The organism is Pseudochelatococcus contaminans (genome assembly GCF_014195635.1).
Lineage (GTDB): Bacteria > Pseudomonadota > Alphaproteobacteria > Rhizobiales > Beijerinckiaceae > Pseudochelatococcus > Pseudochelatococcus contaminans.
Map to the genome: position 1 here is coordinate 133,570 of NZ_JACICC010000002.1, position 14,233 is coordinate 147,802.

Genomic DNA, 14,233 nt, shown 5'->3' on the forward strand with positions numbered 1-14,233 from the left:
GCTTTTGTCTTAAAACCACTGAAAAATAAACCACTGAGAAATATCCCCCCTTGTCCCCTGAAAAAAATCGCCAGAGAACTGAAATTATTGACGTATCACGACATATATGATCAACGGCATTCTTAGTTTTGTAAATATTGGCGGAATGGACTGTGCCAATGCTTTCATGACCGCTCGGGAAACAAAAAAGCGCCTCGGGAAACAAAAAAGCACTTGGCAAGTTTTAAATCGCGAGCCTGCTGCACAGAAAAATCAGACCATAACAAAATCTCGCTGATGTGAAGCGTTAAGTTATGGTAAACAGGCGCGCAACTTTTGCAGAAACGCGCCGGAGTGGGCCGGCTCGACTAATTTGGAGGAGTTTTGCAATGCGTGCGGTACTGATTTTGGGGGCTGTAAGCCTCATTCTGGCTGGCTGTCAGAGCACCGAAGAGTCGATGTACAGTGCTGAGCGCGTTTGCCTTAACGCCGGCCTGAAGCCCGGTTCACGGGCTTTCGACAGGTGCGCGAATGCCGCCTATGACGAGAACCGTCGCCAGTCCGATCAGGCGGCGACGGCTGTCGCGGTGGGTGCAGCGGCGGGCGTTATCGGCGGCGCGGTCGTCGGCGCCGCCGCAGCGCAGCCGCGCGGCTACTATTACGGCTGGGGCCCACGCTGCAACCGCTGGGGTTGCTGGTAAGCCAGTCCGGTTCGAGCAGTTTGCATCGGATTCAATGCATCGAATCGCGTGCAAAGCGGCATAGAACACTGACTTGAAACATCCGTCCCGGTATAGAGGTGCGGTTCCACCGGAGCCAGACCTCTATACCGGGGTTTTTTGTGTGGGAGCGGCTGGGCGGGTCAGGGAAAACTGTCGCCCCATCCTGCACGTCGGGCAATGCGATACGTATCGCCATCCCTTCGGCTGACCGTCCGCTGGACGATAGAGCCATCTGCCTCGCAGAGCTTCAGGCTGATATGCCCCTTCCCGGCACGTGGCGGCGCGAGAATGCGCGCACTAGCAAGGTTGTCGCTATCACTGCCGGATGTGCGCGAGACCGCAATGAAGGCATATTTCTCATCCTCCCACGGCACATCGCCACCCTTGACCATCCGGTGCATTTTGGAGCGCGCGACACGCTGGGCGAAGTGGCACCAGTCCGGCGCGATGACGGGGCACGGCAACTCGTGAGGGCACGGTGCCACGATATGCCCGCCAGCATCGATCAATTGCCGCCGAACGGCTTCCACGCGACGGAATCCAGCCGGAGTGCCCGGCTCCACGATGACGAGGACATCACGTGCGCGCGCCCATAGCCGCTCGATCAGGCCGTCACGGTCCCGTTCCTCGATTTCGTCGAGCACATAAGCCATGGTCACAAGATCGTGCTGCTCGGGCTGGCTGCTGCCGGCTGCATCGCCGACAATATTCTGCGATTGCCAGACCACACACATATCGGAACCGCCCTCCCCGGTCAGCGACGCCGACAGTTTCTCGCCCCACCGCCGGATTGAGGCGCTGCCTTCGACCAGCAGCGCCTTCCGGCATGACGGCCACTGGCTTGACGTCGCCCAAAGCGCAGTACCCGGTCCCGCGCCGACATCCAGCAAAGTCTCGGGAGCGAAGCCCGGCCTTTCTTCAGCAACGGTAGCCAGGGCCGCGCGCACGGCAGCGTAAGTCGCGGGCAGGCGCGTGGCGAGATAAGCCAATGCCGCACGATCACCCGCAAGGTGAAAGGCCCCATCGCGCACTTCAGCGCGATATCGCGCGGATAGCGTCGAGGCCGCGCGCGCGAGATCGGCAACGGCGTGCCCCTCCAGCGCGGCATCGACCGCGCGTTTCAATGCAACCGGCAGTTCCATGTCGTTCCTTACTCGGCCGCATTCCGCAATGGCATCAACAACCCCTGCGCTGCGTGCACAAGCTGGTCCGCAACCTCGGTCAGATCGCTGGCGAGACAGGCGAAACCGCCAGTCGGCTCCAGTGACTGCTCGTCCATATAGAGCGAGCGGTTGATCTCGATCTGCAACGCATGCCGGGCAGCAGCGGGCGAGCCGTAGTGCTCGGTAATATAGCCGCCGGCATAGGGCCGGTTGCGAACGACATTATAGCCCCGAACGCGAAAAGCCTTTTCGACGAAGTCGATGATGGCCGGCGCACAGCTCATACCGAAGCGATCTCCGAGCACGATATCAGGCGCGGCGGCGGACAACGCGGAACCCATTGGAGCGGGCATGGAATGGCAGTCCACCAGCAGCGCTGCCCCGAAGCGCGTCCGCGTCTCGGCAAGACGCTGGCGCAGCGCCTCATGATAGGGCCTGTAAAGCGTCTCCACACGAAGCAACCCCTCTTCAAGCGGAATGCGGCCGGGGTAAATGTTCTGGCCATTGCCGACGACGCGCGGAATGGTGCCAAGGCCACCGGCGACGCGTGGCGAGCGCGTATTGGCATGCGCCGGCGGCTTTTCCGTAAACAGGCGCGGGTCCAGCTCGCCTGGCTCGCGGTTGAGATCGAGATACGCGCGGGGGAAATGCGCCACCATCAACGGCGCCCCCAGCCCCACCACACCCGCGAACAATCTGTCGACGTAAGCATCCTCGGACCGGCGCAGCGAGGCGGGATCGAGGCATGATTCGTCACAGAACGACTTCGGATAGACGCGCCCGGCATGTGGCACATTGAAAACTACCGGCGCGCTATGCGGCGCAGGCTCGAAAATGGTGAAAGGCGGGCTGAAGTCCTGTGCGGCGTCGCGCATGTCTGTCCGGTTTGTTGATTGATCTTGTTGAAGGCAGCGAACATCCGATGCCATTTTGCCACATAGTGCCGTTTTCGGCGGTTCCTGTCCACGATGCATGTTTTGGCATGCGGTTAAGGCTGGAGGCCAGCCGGAACCTTCACACCAAATTTACGATCCGCATTGCTTGATGGTGCCCGTAATGGGGTGACCCCACCAATATAGCCTGCCGCAACCCGTCGCTCCCGCGAGCGCACGAAGGTCTATGGAACACCACGCGATTCGTCGAAAAGATATATCATGAACAAGATCCTCCTCGCCGAAGACGACAACGATATGCGCCGCTTTCTCGTCAAGGCCCTGCAGAACGCGGGCTATGACGTGGCGTCATACGACAACGGCCTTTCCGCTTACAATCATTTGCGGGAAGAGCCCTTCGAATTGCTGCTGACCGACATCGTCATGCCGGAAATGGACGGCATCGAACTGGCCCGCCGCGCCACGGAACTCGACCCGGACATCAAGGTCATGTTCATCACCGGGTTTGCCGCAGTCGCGCTCAACCCCGATTCGCAGGCCCCAAAAGACGCCAAGGTGCTCTCCAAGCCCTTCCACCTGCGCGAGCTGGTCGGAGAAGTGGAAAAGCTGCTGGTGGCCTGAGAAGCTGCTATCCGGGACATACAACCCCGCAAAACACTTGCCTGGCGCCGGCACGACCCTTGGCCAGCGAAATTTTTCCACATGCAAGCCGCGTTTCGGATGTTTCACGGCTTGCATGTCCTGCCGGGGCGCGTTATAGCCCTTTCAATGGATGCGGCGTTCAATTCCGCCGTCGCAATCAAGTGTATCGTCAACTGCGGTACACCTCATATAGGGTCTGTGGATAAAGCGGTTTTCGCTTGATTGACAGAAAAAACCCTGTATGAAGCCATACACCTTCGTTTGTTGCAATCATATGCACGGACAATGGGCGCGTAGCTCAGCGGGAGAGCACTACGTTGACATCGTAGGGGTCACAGGTTCGATCCCTGTCGCGCCCACCATTTCTTTCAATAAAACTGAATAGTTATTCACTCTTGCATCCAGATTTGCAGGGCGCTTTTGGTTCATTGAACCACGCGCATGGATTGATTGCTATTTTCGATCCGAGAATCGGAGCACTCGCAACCTGCGTATCGAGACGCTTGGGACTTATCCCTCGATCACCGCCAGCCCTCTCCCCTTCCCCATTCCGCGGATCAGTACCTCTACAAACATCAGCCAACATGGGACGGCGTAGCAAGCCAATTGCGCTGTCCGGACTGGCAGGTGCGACTTGGCACGACACGCGAGTCGGTGCTGGAAACTTGCGAAGCGCCGCTCATCATCTTTAGTATCATTTGATCGAAGTGGGCCAGCAAGATCAGATGCCAGCGAGACAGTTATGCCTGTATCGGCCACAGCGCCCAGCTACAGGCAGCCACCCACAACACAACGGTTAGTAATAATTGCCAATCAGCGACCAGCGCATCAGTAGGCGACTCGCCACCATCGAGCGCTTCCACCACGAACCAGTAACGAAACAAGCCAAACAGCACCAGCGGAATGGTAATGATCAACTCAGGCTTGGTCGACATCACAAACATGCTGTAAAATAAAAGCGCTCCCGTTGCAGACATTTCTGCGTAACGATCAACGAGCGAGACAGAGTATTTTTCGAGCACCTTGCGCCCCTCCGCTCCGCTATGACCCAGCTCCTGCCGCCGTTTCACCGCGGCCAGATATAATGCCAGACACAAGGTCGTAATGAACATCCAGGAGGATACTGGTACATTGAGCGCCATAGCTCCGGCATATACTCGCAGCACAAAACCAATAGCGACGCTAAAGATATCGACAACAGGCTGATGCTTAAGCACGAACGTATAAGCCAGGTTCAAGGCCAAATAAGCGGCAATGACCATAACCACTTTCGGTGCAACGAACCAGCCTGCCACCAATAGAGCATAAAGGCTCCCAAGCAGCATGACAGCAGCTGGCACCGACACGGTTCCCGCAGCGAGAGGGCGGGTTTTAGACTTCCCGGGGTGGCGGCGGTCTCGCTCGATGTCCTGTATATCGTTGACGATATAAGCCGCCGATGCGGCGACGCAGAACAGCAATAAAGCGAACATGGCATCGCGGACGGCGATAACATCCAGGAACTCACCGGAAAATACCAGTGGAGCCAGAACAAAACTGTTCTTGATCCACTGCTTAGGTCGCATCAGCTTGATTAAGGCCATAATTTGCGCTAATTGCGAGCGAGTTGCTGCCTTATCGAGCATTATTTCTGAACCTTGGTGATGTCATTGAATGTCTGCCCCGACTAAGCTGGCGATTAGCTATGCTATTTTCGCATTAATCGCAACCGCAGCAAACATCGGCATTCAGGTTCTTGTTATCCATATCTACCAGGGCGTTTTCGCGATACTGGCTTCGATCATTGCAGGCACCGGGGTCGGGTTGATCGTGAAGTATATACTGGACAAGCGCTACATTTTCCGTTTCCATGCCCGCAACATCGCTCACAATACCCGGACCTTTGTCCTTTACAGTGCCATGGGCCTCGCTACGACTCTGATTTTCTGGGGAGCAGAGCTTTGCTTTCAATACGCTTTCGAGTCCGATGAAATGCGATATCTCGGTGGCGTCATCGGTTTGGCCATTGGCTATCTGACGAAGTATCAGCTCGATAAGCGTTACGTCTTCCGCACGGAGGATGCATGACGCCAATTGCCGCATGGGGACGGCTGAGCGCTGACCCTCACCATGTCAGCAGACTCAATCATCCCTCCGGAGTTCCGGATCTTCTTCGTCATGCCAGCCACTCGGGCATCGCTCATGGCATGGGACGCAGCTACGGCGACGTTTGCCTGAATCCCGAAGGCACGCTCTGGATCACGACCGGACTGGACCATTTCATCGCCTTCGATAGCGAGAGCGGACGCTTGGTCTGCGAGTCTGGCGTGCTGTTGCGAGACATTCAACGGATGGTCATTCCTCGTGGCTGGATTTTGCCGGTCACGCCAGGCTCCCAGTTGGTGACAGTGGGAGGCGCCATTGCCAACGACGTACATGGCAAGAACCACCACGTCGTCGGTTCGTTCGGCGATCATATCCGGCGAATAACTCTCGTCCGCACCGATGGAGAAATCATCAACTGCGGCCCGGATGAACACGCTGAATGGTTCGCGGCCACAGTGGGGGGACTGGGGCTGACCGGGGTGATTACCCAGGCTGAAATCCAGTTACACAGGGTTGTCGGGCCATGGCTGGATACAGAAACCGTTCCCTATGCGAATCTCGACCAGTTTTTCCAGCTCGCGGACAGCTCCGAAGCCGATTGGGAGCATACGGTATCGTGGATCGACTGTATTGGGGGTAGCGATGGTCGTGGCCTTTTCATGCGTGCCAACTCAGCCGATGTTGCAGACCGTCCGGTAAATGAAGGGCGTAAACTGACGATACCCTTCGTTCCCCCGGTTTCCCTTGTCAACCGCATCTCATTGCGTGCATTCAATACTGCCTATTACCATTTCAAGAAATGGCGCTCGGGAAGAAATATCACGCATTACGAACCATTCTTCTATCCGCTGGATAACCTGCTTGAATGGAACAGAATGTATGGACCGAAAGGATTCTTCCAGTACCAGAGCGTCGTGCCACGCAATGGTGGGCATGCCGCGATACATGCCATGCTGAAAGAGATCGCCCGTTCGCACGACGGTTCCTTTTTGGCTGTCCTGAAGACATTCGGAAACCGCCAGCCTGTTGGAATGCTGAGCTTTCCGCAGCCCGGCGTAACGCTAGCCCTGGACTTCCCAAATAACGGGATTCGCACACACAGACTTTTGGAACGGTTGGATGCAATCGTGCACGATGCTGGCGGTCGCATTTATCCTGCCAAAGACGCGCGAATGCCGAGAGAGCTTTTTGAAAGAGGCTATCCGCGTCTGACGGAATTCATGCAATACCGCGATCCTGGCATCAGTTCCGGTCTCTCACGCCGCTTGATGGGATATTAAGTGAATACGAAACAACGAATCGTCATTATTGGCGCCACTTCAGCCATCGCGGAGCATTGCGCCAGACTCTGGTTGCAGAAGCGGCCCACCGAGCTGACCCTGGTCGGTCGTGATGCACGTCGTATCGAGAGAGTTGCGACAGATCTGAAAGTGCGCTGCCCCCAATCCGAGATTCGGATTGTCCAGGCCGAGTTTTTAGATCCTGCCGCAATAGCCACGATAACCGGGGATATCGTCGACAGCGGCCGTATCGACATCGTACTGATTGCGCACGGGTCGCTGCCCGAGCAAGCTGCGTGCCAGAACGACCTGCGCTCCTGTTACGATGCGATCGAGATAAACGGAGTTTCGCCCGTACTGTATGCTGAAGCATTTGCAAAGAAGATGGCAAACAACAACCACGGCACCATCGCGCTGATCGGCTCCGTGGCGGGTGATCGGGGGCGAAAATCCAACTATGTTTACGGTGCCGCCAAAGGGTTGGTTGCGCGCTATGCTGAAGGGTTGCAACATCGCTTTGCGGGCACCGGGGTCAAGGTGGTGCTGATAAAGCCGGGTCCGACCGACACCCCCATGACGGCGCACCTCAAAGACAATGGTGCAAAACTGGCCTCTGTTGAAGTTGTGGCGAAACAAATTGTCGAGGGCGTGGAAGCAGGCAAGCCTGTTATTTACACACCGGCAAAATGGCAGTTGATTATGATGATCATCAGGAATCTGCCTGCTTTCATATTCAACAAAATGGACATCTAAAGGCTGTTCTTATTTCATAAAACCATCTGATGCTCTAACTCGTTGCCATTGAGAAACCACTGAGCAAAATTTACAGACAATACAAATCAGCTGCCGGGAAGTTTAGGAATGAATGCAGTTAATAAAATTGAGAAATTCATTTATGAATCGGCGGCCTGGAAATTCATTCTTGTTATTGGATTACTGACTCTCTTCAAAACAGGGATCTGGTATATTCCAAACCTGAGCACGACACAATCCATCGCGCAGAATCCATTTGCGAGTCCATTTTCCGAATATAGCACGGATCATTATTTATTCTGGAGTTGGTTAGGCCCGTTCGTCGCATGGCTGATTGGCGCGACAGGAAAGTGGCAATTCTTTGCATTTCATCTGGCATTTTCTGTCGCCTTTACACTTCTGTTTATAAGAATTGCATTCACAAACTTCTCAAATGAGCTGGCACGATCATCTCTTGTTTTGTTCAGCGTATTACCCGTTTCGGCAACTGCCTATTTCTGGGTCAGCACAGATTCGATAACCCTCTTCCTGATGCTTTTGGCTCTGGCTTTCCCCAATTCACTTCTTTTAACATTCTCACTTGGCATTCTGCTCGGAATGCAACATTTTGAGCAAGGATTTTTTGCAGCGGCGGGTCTTTTATTTGCGGTGACCATCAGTCACAAGCAGGGATACTTGCTGAAATATTCATGGAAATTCTGCCTGTCTTTATTGATTGGAACAATCCTCGGCAAAATTATTCTTATTGGACTGTTCAAATATTATTCCATCGATATAGAATCAGGAAGGCTGGATTGGCTTCTCAGGAATATCAACCTGCTGCTCAGCTATTTCTTCTTCCATTTTCATTATATCATCTGGTCCGTTCTGGGGCTCGGCTGGCTTGTGGCGATCAGGTTCATGGATTGGGGCCACAAGTCGGTGCCTTTCTTCCTCACCCTTGCCGGACTATGCCTGCTGCTGCCGGTTTCTGGCGATCAGACGCGTGTTCTGGCCATTATTACTTTTCCGCTGGTATCGGCATATTGGCTCTTTAATCAGGATTTTCTTGAAAAAATCACCAGACGAGAGATTTCCATGCTGTTCATCGCCTGGGTGCTGGTGCCTTGGGGGTGGGTGTGGGATGGTATTCCCAGATGGTCGGCGTTCCCTTATGATGTGGCATACGTCCTTCATCGACTGTTCGGATGGTTTGATGTGCCGATGGATCCGGCTCTCTGGCCGTTTCGATAACGCATACTGCTGGCATGCCCGTTCATGGTTTTTCTCGCCGATTTACACGTCCACTCAAAATATTCCCGCGCCACGAGTCGTGATCTCGATCTGGAGCATTTGTTCTGGTGGACAGCGCGCAAGGGTATACGTGTTGTTGGCACCGGCGATTGCGTGCATCCGGTCTGGCTGAGTGAGATCAAGGACAAGTTGGTGCCGGAGGGCAACGGGCTGTTTCGCCTCAAGCCGGACATCGAGGCAGATATTCTGCAAACCTTGCCCGCAGCGTGCCGCCACCCGGTGTCCTTCATGCTGTCTACGGAAATTTCGACGATCTACAAAAAGGGCGACAAGACCCGCAAGATCCATCATCTCATTTACGCGGCGGACCTTGCCGCAGTAGATCGATTGGCGACGGCGCTGGCCGGCATCGGTAACATCGCTTCGGACGGACGGCCCATACTCGGCCTCGACTCGCGCAACCTGCTGGAGATCGCGTTGGACTCAGGCCCGGACTCGTATCTTGTTCCAGCGCATATCTGGACGCCTTGGTTTGCCGCGCTTGGCTCGCGGTCCGGCTTCGACTCCATCGAGGAGTGCTACGGCGATCTCGCCGATCATATCTTCGCGGTAGAAACCGGCCTGTCCTCCGACCCGGCAATGAACTGGCGCGTATCGTCGCTGGACCGTTTCCGCCTCACGTCGAATTCGGACGCCCATTCGCCAAGCAAGCTGGGGCGGGAGGCGACACGTTTTGGCTGCACACCGGACTATTTCGCCATTCGGCGCGCGCTTGAAACGGGCGATGGCTATGTCGGCACCGTCGAATTTTTCCCCGAGGAAGGCAAGTATCATCAGGATGGGCACCGTGCATGCAAGGTGCGCCTGACACCGGCTGAAACCATTGCCCTCGGCGGCCTTTGCCCGGTTTGCGGCCACCCGGTCACCGTTGGTGTCGCGCATCGCGTCGAGGCACTCGCCGACCGCGCGGAGGACGAAGCGCCGCCGCCGCCGACAGCGGGCACGACATCCAGCATGGTGCCGCTGCCGGAAATTCTCTCTGAAATCATCGGCGTCGGCGTTGCATCGAAGGCCGTCACTCGCGCCTACGACCGCACCCTCGCCGCATTGGGGCCAGAGCTGACCGTACTGGAGGAACAGCCCATCGAGGAGCTTGCCACGGCGCATCCGCTATTGGGTGAGGCGGTGGCACGGCTGCGTGCCGGCCGGGTTATCCGCCAGGCGGGCTACGATGGCGAATATGGCGTGATCCGCCTGTTCGAGGATGGAGAGCTGGATCGCGGAGCGAAGAAGGCGGGGCCGCTATTTGCGTGAAGCGCTGCATCGGTGACGGAGACCTTTCGAACGACCAGATCGATTTCAGCTTGATGAATTGGGGAACTTGACGTGTTGCCGAGCGGTTAACGGACATACCGACGGCAATTCGCGAAAGGATATCCAATGTCTGATCTGAAGCATAAGTTCTGGGATCGTCTCGACGGCATCAATGCCGGACTTCTGGGCACGACGAATGAGTTGAAATTTGTCCCAATGTCCCATTACGCCGATCCCGAGCAAAATGCGCTGTGGTTCATCACCGCAAATGGCGTGGATCTTGTTTCGCAAACGGAATCCGGTCCTAAGAACGCTATCCACCTCATCGGCGATGAAGCAGGTAAGCTCTGGGCGCGCATCGAGGGGCAGCTTGAGTTGTCGCAGGATACGGCCAAGCTTGATGAAATCTGGAACTCCGTCGCTGAATCGTGGTTCGATGGCGGCAAACGCGATCCGGACATCCGGCTGTTGAAGTTCTCCCTCGCCCGCGCCGAAGTATGGACGACAAATGGCAAGCTCGGCTTCCTGTATGAAATCAGCAAGTCCAAGCTGACAGGCGACAAGCCGGACCTTGGCGAAAATTACAATCTAACGTTCTGACCCGTCAGCATCGACTGGCATGGGCAAATGAAATGGGGAGCCATATCGGCTCCCCTTTTTTCGTGTGATCCGGTCTCACAAGCCCGGCATCCGCAAGCCCGGCATCCGACGGATGCAACGGGCTTTGGCGTTGGTGGATCAGGGCAGCGCCTTGCTGAATGCGTCCACGGCAAGGATTGCGTCCGCCACGTCGGCGGCTGTCAGGTCGGCGCGCAGGTTCTTCAGCGTGTCGCCGTCGCTGTTGGCCAGTTCACCGACCTTCAGCAAATCCTCGCGGCTGACATCGGCCAGGTGCAGTTCCTTGAGCGTGGTCGGCATGGCGATGGAGCGGAAGAAACGGATGTATTGCTCCAGATCTTCCTCCGGACGCTGATCGAGCACCATGTGTGTCAGGATGCCGTAAGCAACCTTCTCGCCGTGGGTCAGGTGATGAATGTCGCCGTGCAGCGCGGTGAAGCCATTATGAATGGCGTGCGCGCCGGCAAGGCCACCGTTCTCGAACCCAAGGCCGGACAGCAGCGTCGCGGCCTCGACCACGGCTTCCACAGCGGGTGTGACGAGCCCTTCCGCAACCGCCAGATAGGCGCTGTAGCCGTAATCCAGAAGCGTCTTTTCGCAGGCTTCGGCAACCGCGATACCCGCGATGGACACAGACCCGCCGACCATGGTTTTGCTATTGGAGCGCTTCACCGCCTGCGCCTCGACATTGGTGGCGAGACCATCGGCAATGCCGGATGCAAAAAGACGCACGGGCGCCTGCGCACAGACCCAGGTATCGACGAGCACCAGATCGGGGTTCTTGCTGTAGAACCTGTAGCGTTCGAAAACGCCGTCCTCCGAATAGATCACCGACAGCGCGCTACATGGCGCATCGGTCGACGCGATGGTCGGAACGATGACGACCGGCTGTTTGAGATCATCGGCAACGGCTTTCACGGTGTCGAGCGTCTTGCCGCCGCCCAGCCCCACGACAACCGTGGTGCCGATATCCCGTGCAGCCTTGGCGATGCGCTTGATTTCGGTTTCCGACGACTCGCCCTGAAAGCGCTCGCGATGGAAACGCGCCTTGCCGTCCAATGACGCCTCAACCTGACTTCCGATCAGACCCCAGACAGTATCGTCGGCAACCAGAAACGCGTGGTCGCCCAGTTGGCTCAGGTAATCTCCCAGCTCGCGGATGACACCGCTTCCCTGAACATAGCGGGACGGCGATGCGAAAATGCGTGTGCTCATGGTGTTGACCTCCCTGAATGCCGGTCTGAAAGCCGGCCCGCCCGCAACCACGGAGCGGGCGTGGCGCATCCTAACCGCTCCGGCGGGGCGCTATCAAGGCGAAGACGACCGCCCCAGATGCCGTCGATGAGGATGCCGGCACGGTCGCGGACCTGCCACGGCAAGGAAAGCCGCATGCCTCTACCCCACCATGATCGCAGGTGCGGCGGATCGACACAGCTTGCACATGGGCGGCAAAGATGCTGTCCTTTTTCCGGATAACAACGCATCAGGAGAGACGCCAATTTCCGAAAACGGAAAGACCGATCCGTCCCGATTGCGGTGGGACGATGTGCGGGTGTTTCTCGCCATCGCGCATACGGGCACGCTGAGCGGCGCGGCGGTTCGCCTCGGGGCGGGCCTTGCCACGGTATCGCGCCAGATCGAGCGGCTGGAATCCGCGCTCGGTTTGACGCTGTTCAGCCGCCATCAGAATGGTTATCGCCTCACCGATGACGGGGCCGCGCTGCTGGAGCGGGCGCAGGCACTGGAACATGCGGCTGAGGTTCTCTCGGAAGGGTCGGCCGCGCAGGCGGGCGTCGCCGGGCGCGTGCGGCTGGCCACCGCCGAAACACTGGCTAATTATGTCATCATCCCGGCACTGCCGCGACTCGCCGCCAGCTACCCTGACCTGACGCTTGAGGTGGTTACCGACGTTCAGACGGTCAACCTGCATCGGCGTGACGCGGATCTGGCTGTAAGATTGGTGAAGCCGACACGAGGCAATGTCACCATCCGCCGGTTGGGCACCATCGGCTTCGGCCTCTACGGTGCAAGGACTTATATGGAAAGCCGGCCGCAGGCTGCCGGCGATACCCGTTTCGAGGCCGATCGTTTCATTACATGGTGCGACACCTACGGGCACCTACCTGCGGCGCAATGGGTGGAGCGTGTGCTGCGCGGGCGCCCGCCGGCATTGGCAACGACAACGCTCTCCGCCCAGCTATCCGCCACCGTTGCCGGCGTCGGGCTTGGTGTGTTGCCGCATTTCATCGCGCGGCGGCACGATCTGGCCTGCGTGCAGGCTGACCTCGGCATCGACAGGGAGATCTGGCTGGCGATCCATGCCGATCTGGGACATTCACGCAGGATCAGGGTCGTGGCGGAATTCGTGACCGCGTTGATCCGGGAATCGAAAACCGACCTCGAAATCCCGCCTGCCCCGCCTTGATGCTTCCTGGATGCTTCCTGAAACGGCAAGCATCTCCCGTAGCAGCATCACCGAAACCTCCACAGGCCGGAGGTTTCGGCAGGCGACCGGAAAGATTACCGCGCGGCAAACCCGTTATCGGATGACCATGCAACGGTGCGCGACGCAACCTCTTCCGCCTTTTGGCCCATGATCAACAAGTGGCAAGCGCCTTCGATCACGTCGTAATCCGTCTTCGCGGGAGCGAGCCGTTGCCATTGCCACGCGGCTTTCACCAGCGGGGGCGCAACCAGCCGATCCTCGCTTGCGGCGATGAGCAGCAGCGGCGCGCGTCTGGCCGGCGGCCAAAGGACTGTGCCGAAGCCTGTTGCCGCTTCACCGTAAATCCGGCCGGGGCTTGGCACCAGGGATTCGTAAATCTCATTGCGGCGACCAAGCGGGAGCGTGTTGGCGGCGCGCGTATCGAAAACGTTGCGAGCGATGTCGTAAGTCTGGTTCCAGCCTCGCCAGCCCTTACTCACGAGCAACGCCGACTCGAAGGACACGGGATCGGGCAAAAGCCCTGCAAACGGCGCAGGCGACAGCACGATGCCTCCAGCGCCCAACCCTCGCGCGAGCAGCAGTTGAACGACCAGCCCGCCGAAAGAATGACCGACCAGCAACGGCGGCTTGTCGAATGCAGAGATGATACGGGCATAATGGTCGACGATTTCCGTCACCGACAGCGCTCCGAAGCGCGGGTCCAGCCCGGCGCGCAGCTCCTCGACAGGCCTGTCGAGCCACGGCCATGCAGGGGCAACGGTGTGAAAGCCGGCAGCCTCAAACGGCTTGCGGAATTCGTCCCAGCCGGCCGGTGTCGCCCATGCACCGTGAATGAACACCACCGCTGGCCGTGACGGGTCGCCCCCGGCGTCGTGCGGCGTTTGATGATTCGTTGTCATCGTCAGACTGCTCCCACGTTTTAGAACCCCTCACAGCGGGCAAACGTATTCCCGGTTTATGACCGCAACATTGCCATGGCCCGCACAGCGTGCGCCAGCGCGCGGTTACGGGACAACCGGGGCACACCGGCTGGCAATACACAATTCAATCAGCCTGGCGAAGCTTCGCCGAAGGATATTTAAGGTAACGTTAACCATTCGGGTAG

General features: G+C 57.6%; 15 protein-coding genes and 1 tRNA gene. 11 read left to right on the forward strand and 5 right to left on the reverse strand.

Features of this window, described 5'->3' with window-relative positions:
• Positions 1 to 106 precede the first annotated feature (106 nt).
• Both FHS81_RS04760 and FHS81_RS04765 read left to right on the forward strand, forming a co-directional pair.
• Positions 107 to 277, forward strand: a complete 171-nt coding sequence (locus FHS81_RS04760; protein WP_183750918.1) for a hypothetical protein — start codon at positions 107 to 109, stop codon at positions 275 to 277.
• A 91-nt stretch (positions 278 to 368) separates the two neighbouring features.
• The gene (locus tag FHS81_RS04765; RefSeq protein WP_183750919.1) at positions 369 to 680 is read left to right on the forward strand and encodes a hypothetical protein; all 312 of its coding nucleotides are present in this window, start codon (positions 369 to 371) and stop codon (positions 678 to 680) included.
• Positions 681 to 841: 161 nt separating this feature from the next.
• Here the strand turns inward: FHS81_RS04765 and FHS81_RS04770 are convergent, their stop codons facing one another.
• Positions 842 to 1,843, reverse strand: coding sequence for a small ribosomal subunit Rsm22 family protein (locus tag FHS81_RS04770; protein WP_183750920.1), 1,002 nt, complete (start codon positions 1,841 to 1,843; stop codon positions 842 to 844).
• Between the two features lie 8 nt (positions 1,844 to 1,851).
• A complete protein-coding gene (locus FHS81_RS04775; protein ID WP_183750921.1) occupies positions 1,852 to 2,739 on the reverse strand; it encodes an N-formylglutamate amidohydrolase in 888 nt (295 codons plus the stop codon).
• Between the two features lie 276 nt (positions 2,740 to 3,015).
• Here FHS81_RS04775 and cpdR point away from each other — a divergent pair, with 276 nt between their 5' ends.
• Positions 3,016 to 3,378, forward strand: a complete 363-nt coding sequence (gene cpdR, locus FHS81_RS04780) for a cell cycle two-component system response regulator CpdR (RefSeq protein WP_343052439.1) — start codon at positions 3,016 to 3,018, stop codon at positions 3,376 to 3,378.
• 308 nt (positions 3,379 to 3,686) lie between these two features.
• Positions 3,687 to 3,761, forward strand: a tRNA-Val gene (locus FHS81_RS04785).
• A 378-nt stretch (positions 3,762 to 4,139) separates the two neighbouring features.
• On the opposite strand, the gene FHS81_RS04790 is transcribed toward FHS81_RS04785, so the two are convergent.
• Positions 4,140 to 5,024 (reverse strand): decaprenyl-phosphate phosphoribosyltransferase, encoded by an 885-nt coding sequence (locus FHS81_RS04790; RefSeq protein WP_183750923.1) that lies wholly within the window; start codon positions 5,022 to 5,024, stop codon positions 4,140 to 4,142.
• Positions 5,025 to 5,052: 28 nt separating this feature from the next.
• Between FHS81_RS04790 and FHS81_RS04795 the strand changes: the two genes are divergently transcribed.
• The 6 genes from FHS81_RS04795 to FHS81_RS04820 all read left to right on the forward strand — a co-directional run bounded on the left by FHS81_RS04795 (position 5,053) and on the right by FHS81_RS04820 (position 10,664).
• The gene (locus FHS81_RS04795) at positions 5,053 to 5,466 is read left to right on the forward strand and encodes a GtrA family protein (RefSeq protein WP_183750924.1); all 414 of its coding nucleotides are present in this window, start codon (positions 5,053 to 5,055) and stop codon (positions 5,464 to 5,466) included.
• On the forward strand, positions 5,463 to 6,764 hold the full coding sequence (locus tag FHS81_RS04800; RefSeq protein WP_183750925.1) for an FAD-binding oxidoreductase: 1,302 nt from the start codon (positions 5,463 to 5,465) through the stop codon (positions 6,762 to 6,764). The genes FHS81_RS04795 and FHS81_RS04800 overlap by 4 nt, the downstream gene beginning before the upstream one ends.
• A complete protein-coding gene (locus FHS81_RS04805; RefSeq protein WP_183750926.1) occupies positions 6,765 to 7,517 on the forward strand; it encodes an SDR family NAD(P)-dependent oxidoreductase in 753 nt (250 codons plus the stop codon).
• A gap of 108 nt (positions 7,518 to 7,625) precedes the next feature.
• The gene (locus FHS81_RS04810; RefSeq protein WP_183750927.1) at positions 7,626 to 8,750 is read left to right on the forward strand and encodes a hypothetical protein; all 1,125 of its coding nucleotides are present in this window, start codon (positions 7,626 to 7,628) and stop codon (positions 8,748 to 8,750) included.
• Between the two features lie 24 nt (positions 8,751 to 8,774).
• The gene (locus FHS81_RS04815) at positions 8,775 to 10,064 is read left to right on the forward strand and encodes an endonuclease Q family protein (protein ID WP_183750928.1); all 1,290 of its coding nucleotides are present in this window, start codon (positions 8,775 to 8,777) and stop codon (positions 10,062 to 10,064) included.
• 126 nt (positions 10,065 to 10,190) lie between these two features.
• Complete coding sequence (locus tag FHS81_RS04820; protein ID WP_183750929.1) at positions 10,191 to 10,664, forward strand: pyridoxamine 5'-phosphate oxidase family protein; 474 nt, start codon at positions 10,191 to 10,193, stop codon at positions 10,662 to 10,664.
• 138 nt (positions 10,665 to 10,802) lie between these two features.
• Here FHS81_RS04820 and FHS81_RS04825 read toward each other — a convergent pair whose 3' ends face one another.
• Positions 10,803 to 11,897 (reverse strand): glycerol dehydrogenase, encoded by a 1,095-nt coding sequence (locus FHS81_RS04825; RefSeq protein ID WP_183750930.1) that lies wholly within the window; start codon positions 11,895 to 11,897, stop codon positions 10,803 to 10,805.
• Between the two features lie 226 nt (positions 11,898 to 12,123).
• Here FHS81_RS04825 and FHS81_RS04830 point away from each other — a divergent pair, with 226 nt between their 5' ends.
• Entirely contained in the window at positions 12,124 to 13,107 is a 984-nt protein-coding gene (locus FHS81_RS04830; protein ID WP_183750931.1) for a LysR family transcriptional regulator, read from the forward strand.
• A 95-nt stretch (positions 13,108 to 13,202) separates the two neighbouring features.
• On the opposite strand, the gene FHS81_RS04835 is transcribed toward FHS81_RS04830, so the two are convergent.
• Positions 13,203 to 14,027, reverse strand: a complete 825-nt coding sequence (locus FHS81_RS04835) for an alpha/beta hydrolase (protein WP_183750932.1) — start codon at positions 14,025 to 14,027, stop codon at positions 13,203 to 13,205.
• Positions 14,028 to 14,233: the final 206 nt, after the last annotated feature.

Coding starts and splice junctions, on each gene's coding strand:
- FHS81_RS04760 (WP_183750918.1), top strand. CDS start 107: ATGATCAACGGCATTCTTAGTTTTGTAAATATTGGCGGAATGGACTGT.
- FHS81_RS04765 (WP_183750919.1), top strand. CDS start 369: ATGCGTGCGGTACTGATTTTGGGGGCTGTAAGCCTCATTCTGGCTGGC.
- FHS81_RS04770 (WP_183750920.1), bottom strand. CDS start 1,843: ATGGAACTGCCGGTTGCATTGAAACGCGCGGTCGATGCCGCGCTGGAG.
- FHS81_RS04775 (WP_183750921.1), bottom strand. CDS start 2,739: ATGCGCGACGCCGCACAGGACTTCAGCCCGCCTTTCACCATTTTCGAG.
- FHS81_RS04790 (WP_183750923.1), bottom strand. CDS start 5,024: ATGCTCGATAAGGCAGCAACTCGCTCGCAATTAGCGCAAATTATGGCC.
- FHS81_RS04795 (WP_183750924.1), top strand. CDS start 5,053: ATGTCTGCCCCGACTAAGCTGGCGATTAGCTATGCTATTTTCGCATTA.
- FHS81_RS04800 (WP_183750925.1), top strand. CDS start 5,463: ATGACGCCAATTGCCGCATGGGGACGGCTGAGCGCTGACCCTCACCAT.
- FHS81_RS04810 (WP_183750927.1), top strand. CDS start 7,626: ATGAATGCAGTTAATAAAATTGAGAAATTCATTTATGAATCGGCGGCC.
- FHS81_RS04815 (WP_183750928.1), top strand. CDS start 8,775: ATGGTTTTTCTCGCCGATTTACACGTCCACTCAAAATATTCCCGCGCC.
- FHS81_RS04820 (WP_183750929.1), top strand. CDS start 10,191: ATGTCTGATCTGAAGCATAAGTTCTGGGATCGTCTCGACGGCATCAAT.
- FHS81_RS04825 (WP_183750930.1), bottom strand. CDS start 11,897: ATGAGCACACGCATTTTCGCATCGCCGTCCCGCTATGTTCAGGGAAGC.
- FHS81_RS04830 (WP_183750931.1), top strand. CDS start 12,124: ATGGGCGGCAAAGATGCTGTCCTTTTTCCGGATAACAACGCATCAGGA.
- FHS81_RS04835 (WP_183750932.1), bottom strand. CDS start 14,027: ATGACAACGAATCATCAAACGCCGCACGACGCCGGGGGCGACCCGTCA.